Consider the following 14,636-nt stretch of genomic DNA (forward strand, 5'->3'; position numbering starts at 1 on the left):
GCGAAGAAGTTGAGAGCAGACCGAACCCCGCAACTCCCGCCTCGTGCTATGACTTGAAGCGGCAGCACCCACCGCAACACCACTATGGCCGATACCCCGATCCGTTTTGGCACCGACGGCTGGCGAGCCGTGATTGCCGATGGCTTTACTTTCCAAAACTTGGCCCTTGCAGCCCAGGCCAGCGCCCAAGTGTTGGCCCGCACCTACCCCGGCGAAGGGATCCTGGTCGGCTACGACAACCGCTTTCTTTCGGAACGCTTTGCCGCCCACGTTGCTGAGGTGGTGGCCCGCCTGGGGATCCCGGTCTATCTCTCCACCTGTGTGGCCCCAACGCCGGCCTTTAGCTGGGGTGCCAAGGAGCGGGGCTGCCACGGCGCTTTGGTGATCACCGCCAGCCACAACCCCCCCCACTATTCCGGCCTCAAGGTCAAGGGGGGATTCGGTGGATCCGTGCCGCCGGAAGTCACTGCCGCCATCGAGCAGGATATGCGCCACCTGCAACCTCTTGGATCCCACAAGGCCCCCATTCACGCCTGGGATCCCTGGCCTGGCTACCTGGCCCAGCTCAGCCGCTTTGTGGATCTGGAAAAGCTCAAGGGATCCCCGGCCAAGATTTGGGTGGATGTCATGTTTGGCTCTGGCGCTGGCGGCCTCAAGCGCCTCTTGGGGGAGAAGGTCATTGAGTTGCAGGCGCATCGGGATCCCTTGTTTGGGGGATTTCCCCCCGAGCCCTTGCCCCAAAACCTGCAGGCTTCTGCTCAGATCATCGCGGCGGATCCCGCCCCCTTGAAAATGGGTTTGGTCTTTGATGGGGATGCCGACCGCATTGCGGCTCTCGATGGGCAAGGCCATTTCCTCAGCCCCCAGATCCTGATCCCCATCTTGATCGACCACCTGGCCGGGCGACGCGGCTTGCGGGGCGAGATTGTCAAAACCATCAGCGGCTCCGAGCTGTTTGTTAAAGTTGCACAGCACTATGGCCTACCGGTTACGGAAATGCCGGTGGGCTTTAAGTACATCGCCGAGCGCATGATGAGCACAGAGGTGCTCTTGGGCGGAGAAGAATCGGGCGGCATCGGCTACCTAGGCCACATTCCCGAGCGGGATGCCCTGCTTTCGGCCCTGTATCTCATCGAAGCGGTCGCGGAAACCGGCCAAGATCTCAGCGCCCTTTACCGAGCTTTGCAGGAACGGGAAGGGTTCACCTCTGTTTACCTGCGCCGCGATCTCCACCTCGCCGATCAAAATCAACAAACCCAGCTCTTCCAGCGGCTGCAAAAGGATCCCCCGGCTGAGATTTTGGGGCAGCAGGTGATCAAACATTTTGATCGCGATGGCCACAAATTCGTCCTCGCCGATGGAAGCTGGGTGATGATTCGCGGCAGCGGCACCGAGCCTCTGCTGAGGTTGTACTCAGAAGCGAAAGACCTAGAAGCAGTGAACGCCCTCCTGGATTGGGCAGCCGCCTTGATCGGCCAGGTTGATTGAGGTTGATGCGGATCCCTTGCAGGGCAAGGATCCCACTTGTTCACAAAATCTTGCAAAGTCGGACAAAGTACGGCTTCTTTGGCAAAGCTGGATCGCTTGACTCAAAATTCAGCCGGAATCCTTCAGCTAGCACAAGATCCCACAGATTTTGAATTCCCCGGAAAAGTTCGACTACCCTGTTCAGACATCGGCCAATCAATAGCCAGGATTTTGCAGGGGGCTCAGTTGAAAATCACAGATGCTGGATTGGGATTGGATTGAACTGGTGGCGCCCCACTGCTAAAGAGAGTAACTGGAGGGTTGTCGTACTGCACTGGTGGTGCAGGCAGGGGCGGAACTTGCCTGACCGATACAGAAACTACGCAGGAGGCGCCTGCAGCCAAGCTCCCGCCCATGAGAGAAATCGCGGTCCCACCGGCAGGTGCCGTAAGCATACCATCGCAAGTATTTAAGGTAACAACGGGTGTCGTGATCTGTAAACCCCCTGGCAAGGCATCTATGAAACTGAGCCCTGAGAGAGGAACAGGCGCGTTGTTAGTGATCGTGAAGACAACAGCCACGGTGCTGCCGTTTGGGGCCAAGCTAGGACTAAACTGCTTATTGAACGTTGGAGGAGGAACCGAGATCACTGAGAGATTGGTAGGGGCACTCTGAACCGCAGGAGCTTGGTTGCTGGTAAGAGTTACGGCAGGGTTAGTGTAGGTACCCACGCTTGCAGCAACAACTTGAACAGTAAAGGCACAAGTTGAGTTGGGGCTTAGCTGCCCTCCTGAGAGGGAAATAAAACTGGTATTCGGAGCTGCTGTGTGTGTGCCTCCACAAGTGTTGTTGAGATTGTTAGGGTTAGCAACAGTTAACCCTCCGGGCAGAACCTCCGAAAAGCTAAGGCCAGTCAGTTGGATGCCAGAGTTGTTGGTGATTGTGAAGCTTAGGGTTACGGGAACACCCACTGAGGTTGTGGAAGGACTGAAGCTCTTGGCGAACGCTGGAGTAGCCAAGGGGCCTGGGGGCAGGCCAACGATGCTGGGAGAGGGATTGGGAGTGGGCAGGGGCGGGATCGTCGGCGCCGACACAGGAGGGGGCACAAGAGGGCTGGGTTGACCTGGGGGAACAGAGCCAATCGGAGGAGTGGATGGCAGCCCTACCCCCGTTCCTCCAGGTTCTGTATTCGGGTTTTGCACAGGGATGATTGGCCCTGGCAGCGAGCTGATTGGATTCCCCTCTTTAGTTTGTTGACAAGCTGTTAACAAGCCCAAACACAGGCAAGCCAAAACCCCAGCTACTTTTCCCGTTTTCATTCCCTCATCCTCCTGCCATTCAACTCTCTCGTGGCACAAACCCAAACAGCCTTACTCAGCTCCAGCTTAGGTGGCTTGGGCGCGCGCTTCCAGCCTCAGAGCCTGACCAAATGAATCTCGGATGACCACGATCACCAAAACTCTTTCCCCCGCAGCAACATTGGCATTGTAAGCAGCCAGGCTAGCCGGGAAGGTGAAGCCGTTGGTGAGGGTGATCCCGTTGATTCGGTCGTCGTAGCTGTTGCCTCTGCCTATCAGCGTATTTCTAAACTGCTCAATTGCCGTCGGCAAAAAGATACCGGTAATATCTGTGCCGCGACTGATGTTAAAAAACTGAACCTCTACGCTCCTGATCACTCCTGGAGCAAATAAGCCGCGCAAGGTGATAGTTACAAAGGCGGATCCCACTGGCGGAATGCCAGAAAGCAGCAAAAGATTAAACTCCCCAGCTGGCAACAGACTAGGCGGATCCGGAAGGTCGGGTTGAACCGGCGGTGGGGTGATGGGGGCAAAGTCCGGCCCTGGGCGGAAGGTGATAGGCGTGAGATTGGGGGCAATCGTGGGGGCAACGGCCACAGGAGGAGGCGTGGCACCGCTAGAAGCCAGTAGAGGCGGCACCCCGCTGGTGGTCTCGCTACTGCAGCCGGTAATTAGCGCAACCGAAGCACAGGTTGCCCAAAGAGAGAGGCCGCCACGGCCAAGGGCTGAGCCAAAACGTCGTCTCATCGAAAAATCTCCACTCACTCACACCACATCAAATGTCTTAGGCAGCGTCCAGCGGGGATCCACCGAGCTTGCTCAAGTCTTATGCATCTGCACAATTTCAAGGGGGATGCCTGCTGTTAGTTCTACTGCATCCTAGAGCGTTGTCAAGCGAGCGGCAGAGCAAATGCAAGAAATTGTTCTGGAAACGGCCCATCCCCTAGATATGGGGTATCATAGCCTCGAGCAGGGGCGGCCAGCTTACCTGTAGCGTTAGGGGTTGGGTGCCTTCTCCCCATTTTGTGTGTGGATTTGCCCAGATTTAAGGTGTGTGAGGAAGTGCCGTATGAACTTCAAAGGTCGCTCGTTGGCGGTTTTGTGTGGAGTCTTGCTGCTAGGCGGCTGCGGAGAAGTTAATGAGTCTCCGACCTTGCCTGGGCCCGTCCAGGTAGATCCGGCTGCCTTTGTCTCGGCCCAAGAGTATCGCTTTACCCCCGGCTCGGTGCTGGAGACCACCAGCCTCCGCTTGGACTATGTCAATCCGAGGTTTGGGGGCGGTGTTTCTATTCCTGTTCGATCAACAGCAACTCGGGGGAGTGGAGAAGCTCGACTCGAGGGTATAGAAGCCTTGATTGCACCCACGAACGATAATCGCCTCGCCATCCAGATTGCAGAGCGAGTTCCTCCCCTTGAGATTGTTGCTTTTGCTCCGAATGACGCAAGGTTAAGCACTCGTGTGGATCTCTCGACATCGAATGGTCTTGCATTGGTTGCTAGCGGAGTAGGCGACCGCCGCCTTAGGGTTAATACAGTATTCTCGGGTGAGATAGGGATCACGCAGCTAAGAGAAAGGGTCTCAGCTACGCAGACAAGATTACAACCTGACGGAACCCTACAAGTAACTGAGCTTACAGAAGAAGTAGAGGAGTTTACCAGAATAGGTAGAATAACTCTTCAAGTTAAGAGGATTCTGGTCAGCAGATCTGGAAACCAAGTAGTTCTTGAGGGTCAGGCTTTCCTAACTTCAAGAGTTCCGGGCGTTCTCAATGAAGTAACAGGGCAGTTTTTCGGTTCCTCAGATCTTCGGCAAAGTAATGTCGATGTGATTTTGCAGCAAGGATCCTTCTCCGCCAGCTTTGTGGTGCGGCAGCGGGGGGTTGCGGGCGATGGCACTCCTGAGGATGCCTTGGCCCTGTTTGCACGCCTGAACTTCCGTCCCAACCAGGCGGAGATTGTCTATCGTCCTGCCCAGGTGGGTACCCAGTCAGTGCTGTTTGCTCCAGATCCGACTCGACCGAACATCTTGCCCAATCAGTTGGTTCGCATCCGACGCCTACTGAACGGTCGGGTTCAGGCGGAGTTTGACCCAGCCAACGTCAGCACAGTCCTCAACTTTGTCCAGGTCAGCCCGCCACCGCGGCCTTTTCCTACCCCAATTCCTCAGTTACCTGTCCCTACTCCTGGACCGGGTGCTCCAACAGCCTTTGATTACTTTTTCTCATTACGAACTGAAAGGGAAGAAGGCGAGGATACTCCAGTTGTTTTGCAGGGCATCGTGCCTGCAACGGGGGGTTTCCTCTTCCGCACCTTGGCCGGAGCACAGTTATCAGGGCCGTTTAACCGGCTTGATATTGGTGGGGGAACACAAAGAGGAAATCTGAACCTTGTCTTCGATTCAACGACCTCTGCTGAGCGCATTTCCGGCCAGTGGTTTTTGGAACAGCAATTCCCTACTAACACTCTTACTCCAGACCCAACTGGAACTATCTTAATCATCCGTGGGTTTTTTGAGGGAACTGAGGTGCGGCTGTAACCCAGGCAAACCGTCTGATCCCAGAGCAGGGATCCGCTCTGGCTTGGCCTTTTCGTCGGTCAGAGCTTGGGCAGATCGCTGAGCACCACCTGTGCGCAGTTGTGGCCAGGGATCCCGGTCACTCCGCCTCCTGGGTGCGCCCCTGAGCCGCAGAGGTAAAGGCCGGGAATGGGGGAGCGATAGTCGGCCAGGCCGGAGATGGGCCGCAGGTTGTAGCTTTGATCCGGCGTCATTTCCCCGTGAAAAATGCTGCCCCCCACAAGGCCGAAGCGGGCCTCCAGATCCACGGGCGACAACATCTGCCGTGCGATCACGGCGTTTTTAATGTTGGGGGCAAATTGGGCAATTTTGTCGATTACCAGATCGGCAAATTCTTCCCGCAGGCCATCGTTCCAGTCTCGCCCTTTGGGTTGGTAAGGCACAAACTGACAGAAACAGGAGAGGATGTGCTTGCCTGGGGGAGCCATTGTCGGGTCGGTGGGGGATTGGCTGTAGATCTCGATAAACGGATCCCGGGAAGGGATCCCGTATTTGCAATCATCCCAAGCCCGCTCCAGATAGGCCACCGAGGGAGCAATGTCTACCGTGGCGGAACTGACCACTTCTGGGGGCACTTCAGCAGGGGCCGCCGTGTAGCGGGGCAGTTCCTCCAGGGCCAAGTTGAGCTTGTACACCGGGCCTGAGGTGCGGTAGTGCCGTTCTAGCCGGTCACGCAAGTCTGGGGGCAAAGAGGAGCAGAGTCGCAAAAAGGTGATTTGGGGATGGGCATTGGAGAGAACCGCCCGCGCCCGCACGGTTTCCCCCGATTCGAGGATAACCCCAGCGGCCTGCCCACTCTCCATCAAGATCTCCGCCACTGGAGCAGACGTGCGGATCTCCACCCCTAAGTCCAGAGCTGCCTTGGCCATCGCTTGGGTAATGGATCCCATCCCACCGCGCACATAGCCCCAGACCCCACGCGAGCCAATGGCCCGACCTACCGCATGGACTAGCCAGATGTAGGGCGTACCCGGAGTCATCGGCCCGGCAGAGGTGCCGATCAAAGATTGGGGAGCCATCGCCGCCTTGACCTGCTCCGACTCGAAGAACTCATCCAGGAGATCAGTGGTCGAGAGGAGCATGATGCGGCGGAAATCGTCTTCATAGCCAGCAGCTGCAAAGCGATCCGCCAGTTGCCCCAGTGAAATCGGCGGCTGCATTAAGGTTGGCTCCACCACCTCGTTCACCCGATCCCAAAACTCCTCCCAGCGGTCGTAGGCTTCCGCATCTTTGCGGGAAAACTTGGCAATTTCCGCTTTGCTCTTGGCGCGGTTATCGGCATACAGGAAGAGGTGCTGCCCATCCGGGAAGGGCATGAAATAGGAAGGTTGCTTGGCATAGACCTCAAAGCCATAGTCCGGCAGGCGCAGATCGCGGATGATCTCCGGTCGCAGCAAACTACAGGAATAGGAAGCCACCGACACGCGAAAGCCCGGGTGAATTTCTTCTGTAATGGCAGCACCACCAACGGTGTGATAGCGCTCCAGCACTAGCACTTTTTGCCCCGCTTTGGCCAAATAGCAAGCGCTCACCAGCCCGTTGTGCCCGGCCCCAATCACCACCGCGTCGTAGCTCATCAACAATCCTTCTGCAAACGCTTCTCCACCCACAATACTCCTGCCAGCCAAGACTCGATCTGCCGGCAAGGGATCCCTGCCTTAACCGATGGAAAAAACCTGATCCAGACTCAACTCTCCAGCCAGGATCCCAGGGATCCCAACTTTCTCCTCGGGGGTGTAAGCCTCTCTTTTCTGGTAAACTCCCGACCCTGTTGGCAAGCTGTAAGCCTCTAGGCAGTTCTCTTGCAAGTTCAAGATCCAGTAGTTGGGGATCCCGGCTTTGGCGTAGAGTCCGAGTTTGACTTCCCGATCATAGGTAAGGGAAGAATCAGCCACTTCGATGATGAGATAGATGTCTTCGGGCTGAGGATGCCGAGAGCGGTACTCATCCTGCTGAAAGCGCACAATGGCAAAGTCGGGCTCCGGCTCGTGATTGGGGGGCAGTTGCACCGGATCCTGGGTGCGCACAATAGCTTGCTCCTGCACAAGGCCCACCAACAGTCGGTACAGGCGGCTACAGTAGGCGGCGTGCCTCTCCCCTTTCGTCATCTTTTGAACCAGGAGCCCGTCAATCAGCTCCAACTGATTGGGCTCTTCAATCTGTCCAGACTCAATCAGCCGATGAAACTCCTCAAAGGTATATCGCCTGATATAGGGATCCAATCGGGCGGCTAGAGTCATCGACCAAACTCATCAGACCCTAAACTTCATATCACCACTCTACCAACTCACAAAAAAGGGATCCCTGGACCAGCCGAGGGATCCCTATTCAGCAGGTTATGGGCTTGCTACCCCGACTGAGAGGCTGTCGAGGCGATAACAAAGGCCGCGTAGGTCAGCACGTAACCCACCGTGAAGTGAGCCAGACCCACCAGACGACCTTGGACAATCGACATGGCCACCGGCTTGTCTTTCCAGCGGATCAGCTTGGCCAAGGGAGTGCGCTCATGCGCCCACACCAAGGTCTCGATCAGCTCTTGCCAGTAGCCGCGCCAGGAGATCAAGAACATGAACCCGGTTGCCCACACCAGGTGGCCGAACAGGAACATCCAGGCCCAGACCGCCAGGTTATTCATCCCGTAGGGGTTGTAGCCGTTGATCAACTGGGCGGAGTTGGCCCAGAGGTAATCCCGCAGCCAGCCCATCAGGTAAGTGGAGTTCTCGTTGAACTGGGCAGTGTTGCCGCTCCAAACCCCAAGCTGCTTCCAGTGCCAGTAGAAGGTAACCCAGCCGATGGTGTTCAGCATCCAGAACATGGCCAGGTAGAAGGCATCCCAGGCGGAGATGTCGCAGGTGCCGCCTCGACCCGGGCCGTCGCAGGGGAAGCTGTAGCCAAAGTCCTTCTTGTCCGGCATCAGCTTAGAGCCGCGGGCATCCAACGCCCCCTTGACCAAGATCAAGGTGGTGGTGTGCAAGCCCAGCGCAATGGCGTGGTGCACCAGGAAGTCACCTGGGCCAATGGGCAGGAACAGGGATCCATTGGGATCGTTGATGGCCTGCAGCCAGCCCGGCAGCCACACGTTGCCGTAGTTGGGCCAAGCGGTAGAAGCAAGGCTGTCGGGGTTGGACAACAACACATCCATGCCGTAGATCATCTTGCCGTGAGAGGCCTGGATGAACTGGGCGAACACCGGCTCGATCAGGATCTGCTTCTCCGGCGTGCCAAAGGCCTGCATGACGTCGTTGTGGACGTACAGCCCCAGGGTGTGGAAGCCCAGGAACAGCGATACCCAGCTGAGGTGGGAGATAATCGCTTCCTTGTGATCCAGCACCCGCGCCAGCACGTTGTTCTTGTTGGCCTCAGGATCGTAGTCCCGCACCAGGAAGATGGCCCCGTGGGCAAACGCCCCCACCATCAAGAAGCCAGCAATGTACTGGTGATGGGTGTAGAGAGCCGCCTCCGTGGTGTGATCCATGGACATGAACACGTAGGGGTTGAGGGCGTACATGTGCTGCGCCACCAGCGAGGTCACCACCCCCAGACAGGCCAGGGCCAGAGCCAACTGGAAGTGCAGGGAGTTGTTGACCGTGTCGTAGAGACCTTTGTGGCCTTCTCCCAGCAGGCCTCCGAAGGGAGTGCCCTTGGGGGGGTTGTGGGCGCCAAGGATCTCCCGGATGCTGTGGCCAATGCCCCAGTTGGTGCGGTACATGTGGCCGGCCACGATGAAGATCACCGCGATGGCCAGGTGGTGGTGGGCCATGTCCGTCAGCCACAGGGACTGGGTGTTGGGGTTAAAGCCACCCAAGAAGGTGAGGATGGCCGTGCCCGCCCCTTCTGCCGTGCCCCAGACATGGTTGGCCGTGTCCGGGTTCTGGGCATACACCCCCCAGTTGAGGGTAAAGAAGGGCTTCAGACCTGCCGGGTGGGGCAGAGTGGTAAGGAAGTTGTCCCAGCCTACGTGCTGCCCGCGGGACTCGGGGATGGCGACGTGTACCAGGTGACCAGTCCAAGCCAGGGAACTGACCCCAAACAAGCCGGCCAGGTGGTGGTTGAGACGGGCTTCAGCGTTCTTGAACCAGCTCAGGCTAGGCCGGAAGCGGGGCTGCAGGTGCAGCCAGCCGGCAAACAGAAACACCGCCGCCAACAACAACAGGCCAATGGCACCGGCGTAGAGATCGCCGTTGGTGCGCAGGCCAATGGTGTTGAACCAGTAGTACAGGCCAGAGTAGGCCGCGTTGACGGGGCCGCCGCCCCCCGGTTGGGTAAAGGCTTCCACCGCTGCCTTGCCAAAGTGGGGATCCCAGATGGCGTGGGCGATGGGGGTGACACCCGTGGGGTTGGCTACCCATTGCTCATAGTTGCCTTGCCAGGCAATGTGGAAGACGTTGCCGGAGGCCCACAGGAAGATGATTGCCAGATGGCCAAAGTGGGTGGCGAACAGCTTTTGGTAAAGCCGCTCCTCCGTCATGCCATCGTGGGTCTCGAAGTCGTGGGCGGTGGCAATGCCATACCACAGCCGACGCGTGGTGGGATCGCTGGCCAGGTCTTGGCTGAATTGGGGAAAACGAGTTGCAGTTGTCATGATTCTCTCTTCCTCCTTGCCTTAGCCGAGTGCGCCGAACCGTGCCAGGAAGAACGCCCAGGTGGTGACGATCCCTCCCAACAGGTAGTGGGCCACACCGACCGCCCGACCCTGAATGATGCTCAGAGCGCGGGGTTGAATGGCCGGAGCGACTTTTAGCTTGTTGTGGGCCCAAACGATGGACTCAATCAGCTCCTGCCAGTAGCCGCGACCGCTGAACAGGAACATCAGGCTGAAGGCCCAGACAAAGTGAGCGCCCAAGAAGAGCAGCCCATAAGCCGACAGAGCCGAGCCGTAGGAGTTGATCACCTGCACCGATTGCGCCCACAGGAAGTCCCGCAACCAGCCGTTGATGTTAATGGCGCTGGTGGCAAAGTTGCCGCCGGTGATGTGCTCAATCGTGCCATCGGCGTTGACGGTGCCCCAGATGTCGCTCTGCATCTTCCAGCTGAAGTGGAAGATCACGATGGAGATGCAGTTGTACATCCAGAACAGCCCCAGGAACACGTGATCCCAGCCGGAGACCTGGCAGGTGCCGCCGCGGCCCGGGCCATCGCAGGGGAAGCGGAAGCCCAATTTGCCTTTGTCCGGGATCAACCGGGAAGAGCGGGCAAACAACACCCCCTTGAGCAGGATCAGCACCGTAATGTGGATGGTCATGGCGTGGATGTGGTGCACCATGAAGTCCGCCGTGCCCAGCACCATGGGCATCATGGACACCTTGCCACCCACAGCCACCACGTCGCCACCAAAGATGGGGCTAACCGAGGCGCCCACATAGGGAGCGGTGCTGGCAATGGCCGAAGTGTGCAGCGACTGGATCCACTGGGCAAAGATGGGCTGCAGTTGGATGCCGGTGTCCGAGAACATGTCCTGCGGACGACCCAGGGCCTGCATCGTGTCGTTGTGGACGTAGAAGCCAAAGGCGTGGAAGCCCAAGAACAGACACACCCAGTTGAGGTGGCTGATGATGGCGTCGCGGTGGCGCAATACCCGATCCAACACGTTGTTGCGGTTCACCGCCGGGTCGTAGTCCCGCACCATGTAAATGGCCCCGTGGGCAGCACCCCCCACCACGAAGAAGCCGCCTATCCACATGTGGTGGGTAAACAGGGAGATCTGGGTGGCGTAGTCGATGCCCATGTAGGGGTAGGGGTTCATGGCGTACATGTGCTGGGCCACGATGATGCTCAGGGATCCCACCATGGCCAAGTTGATGGCCAGTTGGGCATGCCAGGAGGTGGTGAGCACTTCGTAGAGGCCCTTGTGGCCTTCGCCGGTGAAGGGGCCCTTGTGGGCTTCCAGGATCTCTTTAATGGAGTGGCCGATGCCCCAGTTGGTGCGATACATGTGGCCGGCCACGATAAAGAGCACGGCAATGGCCAAGTGGTGGTGGGCTTGGTCGGTTAGCCAGAGGGCGCCGTTCTGCGGATCCAGGCCACCCTTGAAGGTGAGGAACTCCGCGTATTTGCCCCAATCCAAGGTAAAGAAGGGCACCACCCCGCTGAAGATGCCCCAATCCACGCTGGGGAACATCTCCTTCATCAAGGCGGGCTTGAGGATGAACTCGTGGGGCAAAGGCACCTGGTCAGCCGGCACGCCCGCATCCAACATCTTGTTGATGGGAATGGCCACGTGGATTTGGTGGCCAGCCCAGGCCAAAGAACCCAGCCCCAGCAGGCCCGCTAGGTGGTGGTTGAGCATCGATTCCACATTTTGGAACCACTCCAGCTTGGGAGCCCGCTTGTGGTAGTGGAACCAGCCGGCAAACAGGCACAACCCGGCCATCACCAAGCCACCGATGGCGGTGCAGAGGAGTTGAAACTCATTGGTGATGCCGGCAGCTCGCCAGAGGTGAAATAGACCAGAAGTAATGCGGATCCCTTCGAAGCCGCCGCCCACATCCCCATTCAGGATCTCTTGGCCGAAGATGGGCCAGACCACTTGGGCGCTGGGCTTGACGTTGATCGGATCCGCCAGCCAAGCGGAATAGTTGGAGAACTGAGCTCCGTGGTAGTACATGCCGCTCAGCCAGACGAAAACCACTGCCAAGTGGCCGAAGTGAGCGGAAAAGATCTTACGAGAGACGTCTTCTAAGTCGCTGGTGTGACTGTCGAAGTCATGAGCAAGAGCATGGAGGTTCCAGATCCAGGTCGTGGTCTTGGGGCCACGGGATAGGCTGCGGTCGAAGTGCCCCGGCTTGGCCCATTTCTCAAATGAGGTGGGAACCGGATCCACATCAACCGACACCTTGACCTTCGGCTCTCGCTCCTTTGGCGTAGTTGTCATCAAGAACTCCTCTCTTGCGACAAGGAACGAAGCATCCCTACCCCTTGGCAGAAGATTCCCCCAGGGCAGGACTTACCTGGCATTATAGGTCAGGGTTTGTGAGCCCTCAGTTGCTTCACAATAATTAAACGAGGGATCCCTTGTCCCATCGAGGCTGGAGTCGATTGGCAATTGTTCTTTCGATCATAGATGTAAATATATGTAACGAATTTTCAGCCAACCCAATCCGTTCTCAGGAAGGGTTGGAACTGAACAATAGACAGCAAGGGATCCCCTGGGTGGGGATGTGTGGTAAAACCCTGGCAGCCCTTTTGCAGATACCACCCTATGACCCTAGAGATTCCCCGTCGCCAATACGTCAGCAACTACGGCCCCACCGTAGGGGATCGGGTGCGCCTGGCGGATACCGAACTGATCATCGAGGTGGAGGAGGATTTCACCACCTACGGCGAGGAGATTAAGTTTGGGGGCGGCAAAACCATCCGCGATGGCATGGGGCAATCGCCGACGGCCACCCGCGCCAACGGGGCCTTGGATCTGGTGATCACCAACGCCCTGATCCTGGACTGGTGGGGCATCGTCAAGGCGGATGTGGGCATTCGCGATGGCTACATTGTCGGCATTGGCAAAGCCGGCAACCCCAACATCCAAGCGGGGGTGACGCCGGGCATGGTGGTTGGCCCCAGCACTGAGGTGATTGCCGGGGAAAACCTGATCCTGACAGCGGGCGGGATCGATGCCCATGTGCATTTCATCTGTCCGCAGCTGTGCGAGTTTGCCATCGCCTCGGGAGTGACCACCCTTTTGGGGGGCGGAACTGGGCCGGCCACAGGCAGCAACGCCACCACCTGCACCCCTGGAGCTTGGAACTTGGGCAAGATGTTGCAGGCGGCGGAGGGGTTCCCCGTCAATTTGGGCTTCTTTGGCAAGGGAAACGCGGCTTTTCCCGCAGCTTTGCGGGAACAGGTGGAAGCGGGGGCCTGCGGCCTCAAGATCCATGAAGATTGGGGATCCACGCCGGCGGTGATCGACAGCTGTTTGCAAGTCTCGGATGAGTACGACATCCAAACCCTCATCCACACCGATACTTTAAATGAATCGGCTTTTGTGGAAGATACCATCGCTGCCATCAATGGCCGCACCATTCACACCTTCCACACCGAAGGGGCCGGGGGTGGGCATGCCCCCGACATCATCCGCATTGCCTCTGAGCCCAACGTGCTGCCCAGCTCCACCAATCCCACCCGCCCCTTTACCCGCAACACCATCGAAGAGCATCTGGACATGCTGATGGTGTGTCACCACCTGAGCAAGAATGTGCCGGAGGATATTGCTTTTGCCGAAAGCCGCATTCGCCCCCAAACCATCGCCGCCGAAGACATCTTGCATGACATGGGGGTGTTCAGCATCATCTCTTCCGACTCGCAGGCTATGGGCCGGGTGGGGGAGGTAATCATCCGCACTTGGCAGACGGCTCACAAGATGAAGGTGCAGCGGGGGCCTCTGCCGCAGGACAGCAGCCGCAACGACAACTTCCGGGCCAAGCGTTACGTAGCCAAGTACACCATCTGCCCTGCCATCGCCCAGGGCCTCAGCCACGTCATCGGGTCGGTGGAGGTGGGAAAACTGGCGGATCTGTGTCTGTGGAAGCCGGCCTTTTTCGGGGTTAAGCCGGAAATCGTCCTGAAGGGGGGCCTGATTGCCTACGCCCAAATGGGGGATCCCAATGCTTCCATTCCAACCCCGCAGCCGGTGTACCCTCGCCCCATGTTCGGCAGCTTTGGCCGCGCCTTGACCGAGACCAGCCTCCTCTTTGTCTCCCAGGCTGCCCTAGACCTGGGGATCCCGGAGAAATTGGGGATCCAGCGCCGGGCCGTAGCGGTCAAAAACTGCCGCGAGATCGGCAAAGCGGATTTGAAACTTAACACCGCCACTCCCCGCATTGAGGTGAACCCAGAGACCTATGAAGTGCGGGCCGATGGAGAGCTGCTCACCTGCGAGCCGGCAGAGGTGCTGCCCATGGCACAACGGTACTTTCTGTTCTAATTTGGGTGTTCTAATTTGGGAGAGCTTGAGAGCTGATACATTTACGCTGAACACTGCTGAGCATTATCGCTCAACGGTGCAGCGATAGCATCCTGCCCACTGCTGAACAGGATGGCGGTATCCCGCAAAGCCCTGAGCATAACACCCAAGGCGCCTTGCCAATCTCGTGGTAGCCTATGGTTGCACTTTGGGCATCTAAACACCTTTGCGCCACCCAACTTGGTGTGGATGTGCCCGCACTTGGTACAGGTTTTGCTGGTGTACGCTTCCGATACTTCCACGACGACCACGTTTTTCTTTTGGGCTTGAAACTTCAGGAACTGCTTGAACCGATAGTGCGCCCAGGTGAGCATCGCCCTTGCCGTCTTGCTACCAAACT

Annotated in this window: 10 protein-coding genes; 3 read left to right on the forward strand and 7 right to left on the reverse strand. The window is 58.0% G+C overall.

Features of this window, described 5'->3' with window-relative positions; translation table 11 throughout:
- Nucleotides 1-84 precede the first annotated feature (84 nt).
- Nucleotides 85-1,488, forward strand: a complete 1,404-nt coding sequence (locus NW834_RS05500; RefSeq protein WP_414426250.1) for a phosphoglucomutase/phosphomannomutase family protein — start codon at nucleotides 85-87, stop codon at nucleotides 1,486-1,488.
- A gap of 221 nt (nucleotides 1,489-1,709) precedes the next feature.
- Here NW834_RS05500 and NW834_RS05505 read toward each other — a convergent pair whose 3' ends face one another.
- Both NW834_RS05505 and NW834_RS05510 read right to left on the reverse strand, forming a co-directional pair.
- Nucleotides 1,710-2,786, reverse strand: a complete 1,077-nt coding sequence (locus NW834_RS05505; protein WP_414419832.1) for a hypothetical protein — start codon at nucleotides 2,784-2,786, stop codon at nucleotides 1,710-1,712.
- Between the two features lie 66 nt (nucleotides 2,787-2,852).
- Nucleotides 2,853-3,512, reverse strand: coding sequence for a hypothetical protein (locus NW834_RS05510; protein WP_414419833.1), 660 nt, complete (start codon nucleotides 3,510-3,512; stop codon nucleotides 2,853-2,855).
- Between the two features lie 322 nt (nucleotides 3,513-3,834).
- Between NW834_RS05510 and NW834_RS05515 the strand changes: the two genes are divergently transcribed.
- Complete coding sequence (locus tag NW834_RS05515; RefSeq protein WP_414419834.1) at nucleotides 3,835-5,301, forward strand: hypothetical protein; 1,467 nt, start codon at nucleotides 3,835-3,837, stop codon at nucleotides 5,299-5,301.
- A gap of 59 nt (nucleotides 5,302-5,360) precedes the next feature.
- Here NW834_RS05515 and NW834_RS05520 read toward each other — a convergent pair whose 3' ends face one another.
- From NW834_RS05520 to psaA, 4 genes are all read right to left on the reverse strand, one after another.
- A complete protein-coding gene (locus NW834_RS05520) occupies nucleotides 5,361-6,917 on the reverse strand; it encodes a phytoene desaturase family protein (RefSeq protein ID WP_414419835.1) in 1,557 nt (518 codons plus the stop codon).
- 81 nt (nucleotides 6,918-6,998) lie between these two features.
- Complete coding sequence (locus NW834_RS05525) at nucleotides 6,999-7,580, reverse strand: Uma2 family endonuclease (RefSeq protein WP_414419836.1); 582 nt, start codon at nucleotides 7,578-7,580, stop codon at nucleotides 6,999-7,001.
- Nucleotides 7,581-7,687: 107 nt separating this feature from the next.
- Complete coding sequence (gene psaB / locus NW834_RS05530; protein WP_011431693.1) at nucleotides 7,688-9,922, reverse strand: photosystem I core protein PsaB; 2,235 nt, start codon at nucleotides 9,920-9,922, stop codon at nucleotides 7,688-7,690.
- Between the two features lie 21 nt (nucleotides 9,923-9,943).
- Nucleotides 9,944-12,211, reverse strand: coding sequence for a photosystem I core protein PsaA (gene psaA, locus NW834_RS05535; protein ID WP_414419837.1), 2,268 nt, complete (start codon nucleotides 12,209-12,211; stop codon nucleotides 9,944-9,946).
- 327 nt (nucleotides 12,212-12,538) lie between these two features.
- Here psaA and ureC point away from each other — a divergent pair, with 327 nt between their 5' ends.
- On the forward strand, nucleotides 12,539-14,257 hold the full coding sequence (ureC, locus tag NW834_RS05540) for an urease subunit alpha (RefSeq protein ID WP_414344620.1): 1,719 nt from the start codon (nucleotides 12,539-12,541) through the stop codon (nucleotides 14,255-14,257).
- Nucleotides 14,258-14,298: 41 nt separating this feature from the next.
- Here ureC and NW834_RS05545 read toward each other — a convergent pair.
- Nucleotides 14,299-14,636: zinc ribbon domain-containing protein (locus tag NW834_RS05545; protein ID WP_414426251.1), on the reverse strand; the 338-nt coding region annotated here is incomplete at its 5' end.

It is taken from the genome of Synechococcus sp. R60.1, assembly GCF_047461835.1.
In the GTDB taxonomy this organism is placed as follows: Bacteria; Cyanobacteriota; Cyanobacteriia; order Thermostichales; family Thermostichaceae; genus Thermostichus.

Bases quoted from the DNA above. Each gene is read 5' to 3' on its own strand.
- NW834_RS05500 (WP_414426250.1), top strand. From the start codon at position 85: ATGGCCGATACCCCGATCCGTTTTGGCACCGACGGCTGGCGAGCCGTG.
- NW834_RS05505 (WP_414419832.1), bottom strand. From the start codon at position 2,786: ATGAAAACGGGAAAAGTAGCTGGGGTTTTGGCTTGCCTGTGTTTGGGC.
- NW834_RS05510 (WP_414419833.1), bottom strand. From the start codon at position 3,512: ATGAGACGACGTTTTGGCTCAGCCCTTGGCCGTGGCGGCCTCTCTCTT.
- NW834_RS05515 (WP_414419834.1), top strand. From the start codon at position 3,835: ATGAACTTCAAAGGTCGCTCGTTGGCGGTTTTGTGTGGAGTCTTGCTG.
- NW834_RS05520 (WP_414419835.1), bottom strand. From the start codon at position 6,917: ATGAGCTACGACGCGGTGGTGATTGGGGCCGGGCACAACGGGCTGGTG.
- NW834_RS05525 (WP_414419836.1), bottom strand. From the start codon at position 7,580: ATGACTCTAGCCGCCCGATTGGATCCCTATATCAGGCGATATACCTTT.
- psaB (WP_011431693.1), bottom strand. From the start codon at position 9,922: ATGACAACTGCAACTCGTTTTCCCCAATTCAGCCAAGACCTGGCCAGC.
- psaA (WP_414419837.1), bottom strand. From the start codon at position 12,211: ATGACAACTACGCCAAAGGAGCGAGAGCCGAAGGTCAAGGTGTCGGTT.
- ureC (WP_414344620.1), top strand. From the start codon at position 12,539: ATGACCCTAGAGATTCCCCGTCGCCAATACGTCAGCAACTACGGCCCC.